This is a genomic window from Mycobacterium sp. (assembly GCF_044370595.1).
Lineage (GTDB): Bacteria > Actinomycetota > Actinomycetes > Mycobacteriales > Mycobacteriaceae > Mycobacterium.
This window is the reverse complement of record NZ_JBILVF010000024.1, coordinates 22047-35167: the sequence shown is the minus strand read 5'-3', so window position 1 is coordinate 35167 and position 13121 is coordinate 22047. Positions and strand designations below refer to the sequence as shown.

Annotated in this window: 13 protein-coding genes; 8 read left to right on the top strand and 5 right to left on the bottom strand. The window is 66.2% G+C overall.

Going from position 1 to position 13121, the window contains the following annotated elements; genetic code table 11:
- The 3 genes from ADBZ5N_RS05690 to ADBZ5N_RS05680 all read right to left on the bottom strand — a co-directional run.
- A partial coding sequence (locus tag ADBZ5N_RS05690; protein WP_526256509.1) for a twin-arginine translocation signal domain-containing protein occupies window positions 1-454 on the bottom strand: 454 nt, incomplete at its 3' end.
- Window positions 455-486: 32 nt separating this feature from the next.
- Window positions 487-1620, bottom strand: a complete 1134-nt coding sequence (locus ADBZ5N_RS05685; protein ID WP_526256508.1) for an ABC transporter ATP-binding protein — start codon at window positions 1618-1620, stop codon at window positions 487-489.
- 297 nt (window positions 1621-1917) lie between these two features.
- Window positions 1918-2733: an SDR family NAD(P)-dependent oxidoreductase gene (locus ADBZ5N_RS05680; protein ID WP_526256507.1), complete on the bottom strand. Its 816-nt coding sequence runs from the start codon at window positions 2731-2733 to the stop codon at window positions 1918-1920.
- 176 nt (window positions 2734-2909) lie between these two features.
- Between ADBZ5N_RS05680 and ADBZ5N_RS05675 the strand changes: the two genes are divergently transcribed.
- Genes ADBZ5N_RS05675 through ADBZ5N_RS05640 form a run of 8 tightly spaced genes read left to right on the top strand, consistent with a single transcriptional unit; the run spans window position 2910 to window position 12338 of the window.
- On the top strand, window positions 2910-3716 hold the full coding sequence (locus ADBZ5N_RS05675; RefSeq protein WP_526256506.1) for an MlaE family ABC transporter permease: 807 nt from the start codon (window positions 2910-2912) through the stop codon (window positions 3714-3716).
- A 10-nt stretch (window positions 3717-3726) separates the two neighbouring features.
- Complete coding sequence (locus tag ADBZ5N_RS05670) at window positions 3727-4584, top strand: MlaE family ABC transporter permease (RefSeq protein WP_526256505.1); 858 nt, start codon at window positions 3727-3729, stop codon at window positions 4582-4584.
- A gap of 4 nt (window positions 4585-4588) precedes the next feature.
- Window positions 4589-5794, top strand: coding sequence for an MCE family protein (locus ADBZ5N_RS05665; protein WP_526256504.1), 1206 nt, complete (start codon window positions 4589-4591; stop codon window positions 5792-5794).
- Window positions 5795-5832: 38 nt separating this feature from the next.
- On the top strand, window positions 5833-6816 hold the full coding sequence (locus ADBZ5N_RS05660; protein WP_526256513.1) for an MCE family protein: 984 nt from the start codon (window positions 5833-5835) through the stop codon (window positions 6814-6816).
- A complete protein-coding gene (locus tag ADBZ5N_RS05655; protein ID WP_526256503.1) occupies window positions 6816-7943 on the top strand; it encodes an MCE family protein in 1128 nt (375 codons plus the stop codon). The genes ADBZ5N_RS05660 and ADBZ5N_RS05655 overlap by 1 nt, the downstream gene beginning before the upstream one ends.
- Window positions 7940-9442, top strand: coding sequence for an MCE family protein (locus tag ADBZ5N_RS05650; RefSeq protein WP_526256502.1), 1503 nt, complete (start codon window positions 7940-7942; stop codon window positions 9440-9442). The genes ADBZ5N_RS05655 and ADBZ5N_RS05650 overlap by 4 nt, the downstream gene beginning before the upstream one ends.
- Window positions 9439-10764: an MCE family protein gene (locus ADBZ5N_RS05645; protein WP_526256501.1), complete on the top strand. Its 1326-nt coding sequence runs from the start codon at window positions 9439-9441 to the stop codon at window positions 10762-10764. The genes ADBZ5N_RS05650 and ADBZ5N_RS05645 overlap by 4 nt, the downstream gene beginning before the upstream one ends.
- A complete protein-coding gene (locus tag ADBZ5N_RS05640) occupies window positions 10764-12338 on the top strand; it encodes an MCE family protein (RefSeq protein WP_526256500.1) in 1575 nt (524 codons plus the stop codon). Before ADBZ5N_RS05645 ends, ADBZ5N_RS05640 begins: the two co-directional genes overlap by 1 nt.
- On the opposite strand, the gene ADBZ5N_RS05635 is transcribed toward ADBZ5N_RS05640, so the two are convergent.
- Window positions 12335-12841: an Rv2253/PknI dimerization domain-containing protein gene (locus ADBZ5N_RS05635; RefSeq protein WP_526256512.1), complete on the bottom strand. Its 507-nt coding sequence runs from the start codon at window positions 12839-12841 to the stop codon at window positions 12335-12337. The two genes, ADBZ5N_RS05640 and ADBZ5N_RS05635, sit on opposite strands and share 4 nt — an antisense overlap.
- Window positions 12841-12975: a hypothetical protein gene (locus ADBZ5N_RS05630; RefSeq protein WP_526256514.1), complete on the bottom strand. Its 135-nt coding sequence runs from the start codon at window positions 12973-12975 to the stop codon at window positions 12841-12843. Before ADBZ5N_RS05630 ends, ADBZ5N_RS05635 begins: the two co-directional genes overlap by 1 nt.
- Window positions 12976-13121: the final 146 nt, after the last annotated feature.

Below are 13121 nucleotides of genomic sequence, written 5' to 3'. Positions count from 1 at the left end.
GATTCTTCCTGTTGGTCCAGCGGGTGTCGCTGATCGGGTTGAGCCAGCCCAGTCCGGCCAGCCGGGCCGCCATGAACTGGGTGGGGACCACCAGATCAGTCCCGATGTCCTGCTTGCGCGACAGCGGCTCCTTGTTCTTGGCGAACCATTCCTCGTTGTCGTTGAAGTCCTCTTTGTAGTCCACCACCAAGCCGGTGGCGGTCTGGAAGCCCGCGACGAAGCCGTCGGCCATGTATAGCGGCCAGTTCGAGATCCGCAGCTTGCCTGATGCCGGGCTACCGTCGTCGGTGGGAGCCAGCGGTTTTTCCGAGCCGGTCGCCGACTTGTTGTCCGAACTGCACGCCGCCAGGAACGACGGGCCGAGGATGACTGCAGCCGCAGCAGCGGCGCCGCCGCCGATGAAACGTCGGCGTGAACTCAGCTGCGCCAGCACGCGCGGGTCGATGTCTGCCATGGGGGTGCCTTTCATGTCGGGGTGCGAACTGATCAAAGGGTGGGTGAGGGGTCGTCGAGCAACTCCTCGAGGTCTTCGGCGCTGGGGATGTCGGCGGCGGGCAGTACCAGCGAGGCGTCCGGCGACCAGCCGGCATACACCTCGTCGCCGGGCCGCAGCATCGGTAGTTCCTGCTCAGGTCCCACGTGGGCGAGGATCGCGGTGCCGTCGGGGGCGGCCATCGACAGCCGCAGCACCGGGCCCTGGAAAGTGAGGTCGACGACCTTGGCGGGAACCGCCACCAGCTCACCGGTGGGTTGACCCATCCAGACCCGGACGCGTTCGGGCCGGACCATGACGGTGGCGTGGCCGCCGGGTTCGATGGCGGTGTCGCCCTGGCGCGCTTTCAGGGTGGCACCCAGTACGTCCACCTCGGCGTAGTCGCGGTTGGCCCGTCCGGTCTGCCGCCCGTGCCACAGGTTGGCCTGCCCGATGAAACCGGCGACGAAGACCGACGCAGGCCGGTCGTAGATCTCGGTGGGGGTGCCGATCTGTTCGACGTTGCCGGCGTTCATCACCGCGATCCGATCGCTCATCGTCAGCGCCTCCTCCTGGTCGTGGGTCACGTAGACGAACGTGATCCCGACCTCGCGCTGGATGCGTTTGAGTTCGAACTGCATGACGTGGCGCAACTTGAGGTCCAACGCCCCGAGTGGTTCGTCGAGCAGCAATGCGCTCGGGTAGTTGACCAGCGCCCGGGCCAAGGCGACCCGCTGCTGCTGACCGCCGGAGAGTTGGGCCGGCTTGCGCAGCGCGAAGTCGGTCAACCGGACCACGTCGACCATCTCGTCGACCTGCTTTTTGATCTCGGCCTTGCTTTTCTTGCGGCTGCGGGGTCCGTAGGCGACGTTGTCCCACACCGTCATGTGGGGGAACAGCGCGTAGTGCTGGAAGACGGTGTTGACGTTGCGCTTGTGCGGCGGGACCCGAGAGACGTCGGCGCCCTCCAGTCGGATGGCACCGGAAGTGGGGGTTTCGAAGCCGGCGATCATCCGAAGGGTGGTGGTCTTACCGCATCCGGAGGGGCCCAGCATCGAGAAGAACTCTCCGGCGCCGATGGCGAAGTTGGCGTCGGCCACCGCGACGTAATCATCGAAGCGTTTTGTGACATGGTCGATCTCGATCACGGGGCTGCCGTCGCGGCGATGCGGTGGCTGGTGCCCGGAACGTGTTCGTGCGGTGGCGGCGCCGGTCTCGGTCAGGGCCGTCCTCCTCAGAGTTTCAGTAAGTGCTGCGGCGGCCCCTGACGGGAGGCCTCCCGGGTAAACCTTTGCCCATTTCGGCAGCATCCGCAACAGATTGCGCAACCGATTCCGCACAAACGCCCGCGCATTTCCACCGATACCCGTACGCCGAAACGTCTCCGCCGACACTTTCCGTGGAGCGGGCCCGACCCGACTACCCAGCCGGACTACCCGGCCCGACTACATGTGCGCGCCGCCGTCGATCCGCACCTCGGTGCCGGTGATGAAAAACGCCTCGGGACTGCCCAGCATCGCAACGACCGCGGCGACCGAAGAAGGGTCGGCGAACAGCATGCCCTTGGGCAACGGCAGGCCGGGGGCGACCCGGGCGAACAACTTGTAATCGGCGTCGGGGGGAAGACCCGGACCCACGCTCTGCCGGGATTGTCCGGTGCCGTCCGTCATGCCTGAGGAGATCGACCCGGGTTGCACCGAGTTGAAGCGGATGCCCTCCTTGGCGAACTCGGCCGCTAGGGCATGCGTCATCGCCAGGATCCCGCCTTTGGAGGCGGCGTAGGCGGACATGTACGGATGCGCGAAATGCGCCGAGGTCGAACTGAAGTTGACCACGGCTGGGGCGGTACCGCCGCGCAGCGCAGGCAGGGCCGCGCGGGTGACCAGGAACGTGCCGATCAGATTCACCCGCAGCACCTGCTCGAAGTCGGCCAGGGTGGTGTCCAGGAAGTGCGCAGACCGCAGAATGCCGGCCACGTTTACCAGGGTGTCCAGTCCGCCGAGGGTGTCCACCGCCCGGCTTACCCCGTCGGTGACGGAGGCTTCATCGCCGACGTCCATCTGCACGGTGGTCAATCTGTCGGCGCCGCCGTCGGTCGTGGCCTTGGCGAGGGTGTCCTGCAGTCCGTCAACGCTGACGTCGGCAGCCACCACCCGCCCGCCCTCACCCAGGATGCGCAGGACGCAGGCCTGACCGATCCCGGAACCTCCACCGGTGATCAGGACTCGGCGGCCGATGTATCTCTGCGACGTGGTGTCCATGGGCGATGCGTTCCGTCCTCGTGTGGCGGGTGGCCCTCGTTTGTGTCGGGCGCTTCATTGTGCGCGCCACTCCGGGGATTCGGTTCACTCCTGGGGTGTTCATGCCATAGATTCGGGATGCGGTCGTCGACACGGGTCGACAGACTTTCGCGTGGAGGAAAAGAGCCCCCGGACGGATGGCGGACAAGGCGGATCGCTGGTCTCCCGGCATCGCGTTGGGCAAGGGCGTCTCCTCACCGATGGAATCGGTTGGTGGCCTCTTCGCCATGTCCGCTGACGCCGTCCGGTTCGTGTTCCGGCGGCCGTTTCAGTGGCGGGAGTTCCTCGAGCAGTCGTGGTTCGTGGCCCGGGTGTCGCTGGCACCCACCCTGCTGGTGGCCATCCCGTTCACCGTGCTGGTGAGTTTCACCCTCAACATCCTTCTTCGAGAACTCGGTGCGGCGGACCTGTCCGGGGCTGGGGCTGCGTTCGGCGCGGTCACCCAGGTTGGTCCCCTGGTCACGGTGCTGATCGTCGCCGGCGCAGGTGCCACGGCGATGTGCGCCGACCTCGGATCGCGCACCATCCGCGAAGAGATCGACGCCATGGAGGTGCTGGGCATCAACCCGGTGCAGCGCCTCGTCACCCCCCGCATGCTGGCCTCCGGTCTGGTCGCGTTACTGCTCAACTCGCTGGTGGTGATCATCGGCATCCTCGGCGGCTACGTGTTCTCGGTCTTCGTCCAGGACGTCAACCCCGGAGCCTTCGCCGCCGGCATCACCCTGCTGACCGGCGTGCCGGAGGTGATCATCTCCTGTGTCAAAGCTGCGCTGTTCGGCCTGATCGCCGGCCTGGTGGCCTGCTACCGCGGGCTGATGATCTCCGGCGGGGGAGCCAAAGCCGTGGGCAACGCCGTCAACGAGACCGTGGTGTACGCCTTCATGGCGCTGTTCGTCGTCAACGTGGTGGTCACGGCCATCGGCATCCGGCTGACGACGGGCTGAGGCGGGCCTGATGAGCAATCTGGCGGTCCTGCGGGCGACCTATCCGCGGTTATTCCGACGACTGGCGTTCCCGGTCGGGTTCTTCAGCCGGATTGGTGACCAGACGCTGTTCTACGGCAGCGCCATCGCGGGAATCCCCATGGCTGCGGTGCGCTACCGCCGCGAGGTGATCCGGCTGATCGCCGAAATCAGCATGGGTGCCGGCACGCTGGCGATGATCGGCGGAACAGTCGCCATCGTCGGGTTCCTCACCCTCGCCGCCGGCGGAACGCTGGCAGTTCAGGGCTACTCGTCGCTGGGCAACATCGGCATCGAAGCCCTCACCGGCTTCCTGGCGGCGTTCATCAACGTCCGGATCTCCGCACCGGTGGTAGCCGGCATCGGTTTGGCAGCCACCTTCGGCGCCGGGGTCACCGCCCAGTTGGGCGCGATGCGGATCAACGAAGAGATCGACGCACTGGAATCGATGGCGATCCGCCCGGTGGAGTACCTGGTGTCGACGCGCCTGCTGGCCGGCCTGATCGCCATCACCCCGCTGTACTCGATCGCGGTGATTCTGTCGTTTCTGGCCAGCCAGTTCGTCACGGTGGCGCTGTTCGGTCAATCCAGCGGGCTCTACAGCCACTACTTCAACACCTTCTTGAACCCACTGGATCTGTTGTGGTCGTTTCTGCAGGCGGTGCTGATGGCGATCACCATCCTGCTGATCCACACCTACTACGGCTACTTCGCCTCCGGCGGTCCCTCCGGGGTGGGTGTTGCGGTGGGCAATGCCGTCCGGACCTCGCTGATTGTGGTTGTCTCCGTGACGCTGCTTGTCTCGCTGGCCATTTACGGTTCCAACGGCAACTTCAACCTCGCCGGGTGACGATATGACCCAGACGAAGTTCCGCACCCGATACGCCCGGCCACTGGCCGGGGTGGTCACGGTACTGGTGCTGGCGCTGATCTTTGCGGTGTCGGTGGGGTTGTTTCAGGGCAGATTCACCAAAACCATTCCGGTGACCGTCGTCGCCGACCGCGCGGGGCTGGTCATGAACCCCAACGCGAAGGTCAAACTCAACGGTGCTCCGGTAGGCAAGGTGGCCTCCATCGAGCCACTGCCCGACGGCGGCGCCGCCCTGCACCTGGCCATCGACCCCGATTCGCTGGACGCCATCCCGTCCAACGTCGGCGCGGAAATCACCTCCTCGACGGTGTTCGGGGCCAAATTCGTCGAACTGGTGCCACCGGCGCAGCCGTCCCCGGAAGCCCTGCAGGCCGGCACCACCATCCAGGGCGGGGACAAGGTCACCGTCGAACTCAACACAGTGTTCGAGAAACTGGTCGGGGTGCTCTCCGAAGTCGAACCGGCCCAACTCAATCAGACCCTCGGGGCGATCGCCACATCCCTGCGCGGCCGCGGCGACAAGTTCGGCCAGACATTGGTCGACCTCGACAGCGCGCTGGCCAAACTCAACCCGTCGCTGGACAACCTCAACCAGGTGCTGGCGATCTCTCCGACGGTGTTCAACTCCCTCGCCGACGCCTCCCCGGACCTGCTGGCCGTACTGGACAACACGACTCGCATCAGCGGCACCGTGGTCGAAGAACGGGACAGCCTGAACGCTCTACTGCTCAGCGCGGTCGGACTAGCCGACATCGGCACCGAGGTGCTCGTTGAGAACCGACAGCCACTGGCCGACGTGTTGCACCTGCTGGTGCCCACCACCGACCTGACCAATCAGTACAGCCCCGCGCTGCACTGCGGGCTGGCCGGGCTGCTCCCACTGGCCAACGGGCCCGGGCTGGCGATGCCGGGAGCCACCCTGGTCCAAGGCTTCTTCCTGGGCCGGGAACGCTACCGGTACCCGGGCAACCTGCCGAAAGTCGCGGCCAAGGGCGGCCCGCAGTGCACCGATCTGCCCAACGTCGGCTACGAGCAGCGCCCCCCGTACGTGGTCACCGACATCGGCGCCAATCAGGCGCAATACGGCAACCAAGGCATCCTGCTCAACTCCGAAGGGCTCAAGCAGGCATTGTTCGGGCCACTCGACGGCCCGCCGCGCAACACCGCCCAGATAGGGATGCCGGGGTGATCAGTCTGCGCAAGACCGGCCTGAAGGTCGCCATCTTCATGGCGGTGATGCTCCTGGTCACCGGGGCACTGTTCGCCATCTTCGGGCGGTACCGCGGCGGTGCGGAACACACCTACACCGCTGTCTTCGAGGATGTGTCGAGCCTGAAGTCGGGCGACTCGGTCCGCGTGGCCGGGGTGCGGGTCGGGACGGTCACGAGCGTGGCGCTGCAGCCCGACAACACCGTCACGGTCGGATTCGGCGCCGAGCGCGACATCGTGCTCACCTCCGGCACCACCGCGGCGGTGCGGTACCTCAATCTCGTCGGAGACCGCTACCTGGAACTGCTCGACGCCCCGGGCTCGACGAAGATCCAACCGCCCGGCTCAGTGATACCCGCCGAACGTACCCAGGCCGCACTCGACCTCGACCTGCTGCTCGGTGGGCTGAAACCCGTTGTGCAGGGACTCAATCCGCAGGCGGTCAACGCCCTGACCACCTCGCTCATCCAGATCCTTCAGGGGCAAGAGAGCAACGTCGAGTCGCTGTTCGCCAAGAGTTCGGCGTTTTCCAACGCGCTTGCCGACAACAGCCAGACCGTCCAGCAGCTCATCGACAACCTCAACGTCGTCCTGGCCACCATCGACGCCGACGGTGCTAAGTTCTCCGGTGCGGTGGACCGACTAGAGCAACTGATCACCGGTCTGGCCACCGACCGCGACCCGATCGGCACCGCCATCACCGCACTGGAGAGCGGAACCGCCTCGCTGACCGAACTGCTCACCCAGGCGCGCCCGCCACTGGCCGGCACCGTCGATGAGTTGGCCCGGCTGGCGCCGCTGCTCGAGCAAGACAAGGCGACGCTGGACATCGCCCTGCAGAAGGCGCCGGCGAACTACCGCAAACTGGTCCGCCTGGGGTCCTACGGCAGTTGGATCAACCAGTACCTGTGCGGGATGTCGGTGCGGGTCACCGACCTGCAGGGTCGGACCGCGCACTTCCCCTGGATCATGCAGCACACGGGGAGGTGCTCCGAACCCTAATGCTGAGATACCGAGGCAAACACCTGATCCGCTCCGGTTTCATCGGAGTGACGCTCATCCTGCTGGTGATCACCGTCGGTCTGCAGCCGCAGCGGTTGCAGACCTGGGCCACCTCACTGCCCCATCAGGCGCTGTTCACCGAGGCCGGCGGTCTGGCGGCCGGCAACGATGTGAAGGTTTCCGGGGTCAAGGTCGGCTCCGTCTCCAAGGTGGAACTGCAGCAGGGCAAGGCGCTGGTGACGTTCATGGTCAACGGCAAGGTCCGGTTGGGTTCGGATACCACCGCCCAGATCCGGACCGGCACCTTGCTCGGACAGCGGGTGCTCACCCTGGAATCGGACGGCCAGGGCAGTTTGCGCCCCGGCGAGGTGATACCGGTGTCGCGAACCAGTTCGCCGTACTCGCTGACCGAAGCGCTTGGTGAATTCACCGCCAACACCCGCGACACCGACACCGCCGCGCTCAACCAGTCTCTGGACACGTTGTCCGCCACCATTGACAAAGTGGCTCCACAGCTCGCGCCTACCTTCGATGGAGTCAGCCGAATCTCCAAGGCGCTCAACGAGCGCAACGATTCGCTGGCCGGCCTGCTCAGCACTGCCGCCGACGTGACCGGCATCCTGTCCCAGCGCAGTCAGCAGGTGAATACGCTGATCCTCAACGCCAACGAACTGCTCGGGGTGCTCGAGCAGCGCCGCTACGCGATCGTCAACTTGCTGGCCAACACCTCCGCGCTGTCCCAGCAGTTACAGGGTTTGGTCGCCGACAACGAGGCCGAACTGGCTCCGGCGCTGGAGAAGCTGAACTCGGTGACCGAGATGCTGCAGCGCAACAATGACAACGTCGGCAAGGCGATGGCCGGACTGGCCAAGTTCCAGCTCACCCAAGCTGAAGCGGTCAACGGCGGCTTCTACTACAACGCGTTTGTCGCCAACCTCAGCCCGGCGCAGACGCTGCAGCCGTTCTTCGACTACGCGCTCGGCTTCCGGCGCGGGGTCAACGCCGGTCAGCCACCCGACAACGCCGGCCCGCGCGCTGAGTTCCCCTTCCCGAACAACGGCATTCCACCCACGCGGCGTCCGCCGCCCCCGCCGCCACCCGGTTACACCCAGCAGGGGACTCCATGATGAACCGGACCCGAGCCGTCATCGCGGCGATACTCGCACTGCTCCTCGTCGGCGCGCTCACCGTGGTGGTGCGCAATGTGGTGCACAAGCCGATGACCATAGCGGCGTTGTTCACCAGCGCGACCGCCATCTATCCCGGAGACCAGGTTCGGGTGGCAGGGGTCAGGGTCGGCAGCATTACCAGCATTGAGCCCCAAGGCACCAAAGCGAAAATGACGCTGGCTGTCGACCGGGACGTCCCGATCCCGGCCGACGCCCGGGCCGTCATCGTCGCCCAGAATCTGGTCGGAGCGCGCTACGTCCAGTTGGCGCCGGCGTTCGGGGCCGACGGTGACACCAGTCGTCCCACCATGCGCAGCGGCGACGTCATCGACGTCGACCGGACCGCGGTGCCGGTGGAGTGGGACGAGATCAAGACCCAACTCATGCGGCTCTCTACTGATCTCGGACCCGACGCGGCGGCGTCGACGTCATCGGTGGGCCGCTTCATCGACAGCACTGCCAATGCGCTGGACGGCAACGGCGACAAACTGCGGGAGACCATTCGCCAGCTGACCGGCTTGAGCAGGATCCTGGCCGACGGGAGCGGCGACATCACCGACGTCGTCGCCAACCTGCAGACTTTCGTCACCGTGCTGCGCGACAGCAACACCCAGATCGTCCAGTTCCAGGATCGGCTGGCCACCGTCTCCAGCGTGCTCGACGGCAGCCGCACTGAACTTGACGCCGCCCTGACCAACCTGTCCGGCGCAGTCGACGACGTCAAGCGGTTCGTCGCCGGCAGTCGAAACCAGACCGCCGAACAGGTTGAGCGGCTCGCCGATGTGGTGCGCAATCTCAGCGATAATCAGACGGCTCTGAAGAATCTGCTGCACGTCGCGCCCAACGCGATCGGCAACAGCTACAACATCTACAACCCCGACATCCAAAGTGCACTCGGCGGTTTCGCTCTGGCCAACTTCTCCAACCCCCTTCAGGTGGTCTGCGCGGCGATCGGTGCAATTGAAAACGCCACCTCCAGCGAGACCGGCAAGCTGTGCTCGCAGTACCTCGGCCCGGCGCTGCGCCTGCTGAACTTCAACTACCTGCCGATGCCGACCAACGTCTATCTGGGCAAGTCGCCGAGTCCGTGGAATCTGATCTACTCCGAACCGCACCTGGCACCGGGCGGCGGCCCGACCTCGCCGACGGTGCAGATCCCGCCGGAGATTTCGGCCTACACCGGGCTCAACGGGGATGTCCCGCCGCCACCGGGCTGGGGTGGGCCGCCGGGTGCCCAGGGCTCGTACGCGCCCGAAGGACTGCCCGCTGATCCCCAGCCGGCGCTATATCCCGGCGCTCCCATCCCGCCGGGTGTTTCGCACGGTCCGGCACCGGCCGGACCGTCCAACCTCCAGGACATGCTGATGCCCGCCGAAGCGCCGGCAGCGGCGCCGGTCCCGCCACCGCCTCCGCTGCTGCCGGTAGCGCTGCCCCAGGGAGTGGGGGACCAACCGTGAGCTCACGTCTACGAGTCGGGGTCGCCGCAGTGTGTGTTGCTCTCGCCCTGAGCGGTTGCGGGTTCGGCGGGCTGAACTCCCTGCGACTGCCAGGTGCCGTGGGCCGAGGCGGAGATGCCGCCACTTATCACGTCGAGTTGGCCAATGTCAGCACCCTGGAGCCCAATTCGCCGGTGCTGGTCGGCGATGTGGTGGTAGGCAGCGTCAACCGCATGTCGGTGCGGGATTGGCATGCCGACGTAGAGATCTCCGTCAAACCGGGCGTCGTGATCCCGGCCAACGCGGTGGCGACGGTGGGACAGACCAGCCTGCTGGGGTCGATGCATCTGGCGCTCAACCCGCCGCTTGGCCAGGCACCCACCGGCCGGTTGGCTCCCGGGGCAACGCTGGGACTCAACAAGACCTCGACCTACCCGTCGACCGAGCAGACCTTGTCGGCGCTGTCGGTGGTCATCAACGGCGGGGGGGTGGGGCAGATCGGCGACATCATCGCCGAACTCAACCGCGCCCTCGACGGTCGTGAAGTCCAGATCAGGGATCTACTCACCCGCCTCAACGACTTCGTCGGCTTGCTTGCGGCGCAACGTGACAGCATCAATGCGACGGTGGCCTCGCTGAACCGGGTAGCCGGCACCTTCGCGGGCCAACGCGATGTCCTCACCAGGGCGCTGGATCGGATCCCGCCCGCTCTTGACGTCCTGGTGGCCGAAAGGCCGAGGCTGACAGCGGCACTGGACAGGCTGGGCACGCTCAGTACGGTCGCCACCGACCTGGTCAACGACACCCGGGCCGATCTGGTCCGCAATCTGACGAATCTGGAGCCGACATTGCGGTCGCTGGCCGACGTGGGCCCGGATCTGAACAAGGCACTCGCCTACTTCACCGCGTTCCCGTACGGACAAGCCACCATCGACCGGGCCATTCGCGGTGACTACCTCAACCAGTACATCATCTTCGACTTCACCGTTCCGCGGCTGAAGAAAACCTTGCTGCTCGGTACTCGCTGGGGTCAGGAGGGAGCGAAACTCGTTCCGGCGCCAGGTGATCCGTGGTATGCCACCTACACCTACGATCCGCTCAACGCGCCGTTCTCGCCACCACCGGCGGCAGTCGCCGGCGTCGTGCCCTTCGACGAGTCCGGGCCCCCTAACGATTCCGGGCCCCCTGACGATTTCGTGCCAGAGCCAACCGAGGAGCCGGTGACCCCGCAGGCCGGGGCCGTCGAGGCGCCGCCCCCGCCGGCCCCGCCGGCTGCGGTCTCACCGCCGCCGTCGGTCTCACCTGAGCTGCAGTTGGCCCCGATGGACGGAGGTGGCAACTGATGCTGACCCGCTTCGTACGCATCCAGCTGATCCTGTTCAGCATCGCCTCGATCATCGGCATCGTCGCGATGGTCCTGGTCTACATGCAGCTGCCGACCCTCTTGGGGGTCGGGCGCATGACGGTCAAGCTGGAACTGCCCCGCACCGGTGGCCTCTACCAATTCTCCAACGTCACCTACCGCGGCGTGCAGATCGGCAAGGTCACCGATGTCCGCGCCACCCGCGCGGGTGCGGAAGCAACGCTCTCGCTGGCGACCTCGCCGAAGATTCCGGCCGATCTGCAGGCCAGCGTGCTCAGCGTTTCAGCGGTCGGTGAGCAGTACGTGGACCTGCTGCCCCGGACTGACTCGGGACCGTACTTGAGGGACGGCTCGGTGATCCCGGTCGCCGACACCACCGTTCCGCAGAAGGTCGGCCCGATGCTCGATCAGGTGCACGCGCTCCTGGCCAGCATCCCCAAAGACAAGCTCGCCAAACTCCTCGACGAATCCTTCAAGGGCCTCAACGGTTCCGGCGATGACCTCGGTGCGCTGCTGAACTCGCTGTCGACCGTCGCGGCCGACTTTGAGACGGTCTCGGATCGGGCCCGGATCCTGATCGACGACAGCAGGCCACTGCTGGAGGCCCAGGCCGCCTCCGCCAATGCACTGCGCACCTGGGCGCGCAGCCTGGCCGGGGTGACCGGCCAACTCAACACCAACGACCCGCAGATCCGGACGCTGCTCAACACCGGACCGGGCGCCCTCGATGAGGCCTCCCGGCTGCTCGAGCAGGTCAAGCCGACGCTGCCGGTTCTGCTGGCCAACCTCACGACCGTCGGGCAGATTGCGGTGACCTACCGTCCGTCCCTGGAACAACTGCTGGTGTTGCTGCCGCCCTACATCGCGTCCGTGCAAGCCGTGGGCCTGCCCCGCAACAACCCCACCGGCTTCACGCAGGGTGATTTCACCCTGACCATCGGCGACCCGCCGGCCTGCACGGTCGGTTTCCTCCCGCCGTCGTCGTGGCGTTCCCCGTCGGACCTCTCCGACGTCGACACCCCAGATGGTCTGTACTGCAAACTGCCGCAGGATTCTCCGATCGCGGTGCGCGGGGCCCGCAATTACCCGTGTATGGGTCAACCGGGCAAACGGGCACCGACCGTCGAGATTTGCGAGAGCGACGGGAGTTTCGTGCCGTTGGCAATGCGTCAGCACGCCCTCGGCCCGTATCCGTTCGACCCCAATCTGCTGGCACAGGGCATCCCGCCGGATGACCGGGTGACCTTTGGTGAGCAGATTTACGGTCCATTGGAAGGCACCCCACTGCCACCCGGCCCACCCGCGGCTGCTCCGCCCCCGCCGGCCGCCCCGGGCCCCGCCCCTGCCGAAGCGCCGCTACCCGGTCCGCCGCCCGGTGCGCAGGTGGCGCCCAGTGCCCACACGCCTGGCGCCCCCGGCCCGTCGGTCGCGATAGCCACCTACGATCCCAGCACCGGGCAGTTCGCCACCGCCGACGGATCGGTGGGGCGGCAGACCGACGTGGTGGCCGGCGACGGGCAGCAGACCTGGACCGACCTGATGCCGACGCGTTAGACCTTCACCAGTTTGAACGGCATGGTGATGTGCACCGCCAAGCTGCGCCCGCACGCACCGCTGGGCCCGGTGGTGGCGTCCTCACCGACGAGGGTGTTAGAGGTCGGGTCCGTGGTGGACCCGTCGGGAGTCATCGCCTTGAACCGGAATATCTGCAGTCCGTCGGCGGTCGAACCGTCCGGACACCGGATCCACTGCGGCACAATGTGTTTGACGTACCACTCTCCGCCGGTCTGGTAGATCGGCGCGGTCCAGCCCTGGTTGCTTGTCACCGATCCGGTGCACTCGGTGGGGTAGCTGCACTGCGACGCGACCGTCCAGACGGCTCGGACGCTGTTTTCGTTACGGAACACGTCGTTGGTGCGGGCCCATTCGCCATTGGAGGTGGCAGTGAAGGTGCCGTTCAACGCCCACGAATCGGAGGCCTGCACAGGTGCTGCGCCCCAGACGCAGCCCAGCAGAGCGCTCAGCAGGGCAGTCAGTGTGCGGGGCACATCGGTAATTATCCGGCTCCGGCCATGTCCAGCGCAGCCAGATGACTGAACAGCATCGAGGCGCCGATCGGGTCACCTCCGCCGGGGTAGGTGGTGCCACCGTCGACGGTTTCGTCAGCAGTGAGATCGAATGCAGTCTCCACGGATCCATGGAACCAGAGCCACGACCAGGGACCAGAAACCACATCTGCCACAACAGTCACATTGCCTGTTAGTCTGCTGCAGGGTCTATTCCCGCTAGTGGCAGGGAAGGGATGGCCGTGAAAGGCAGCGAAGCGCAACCGACCGA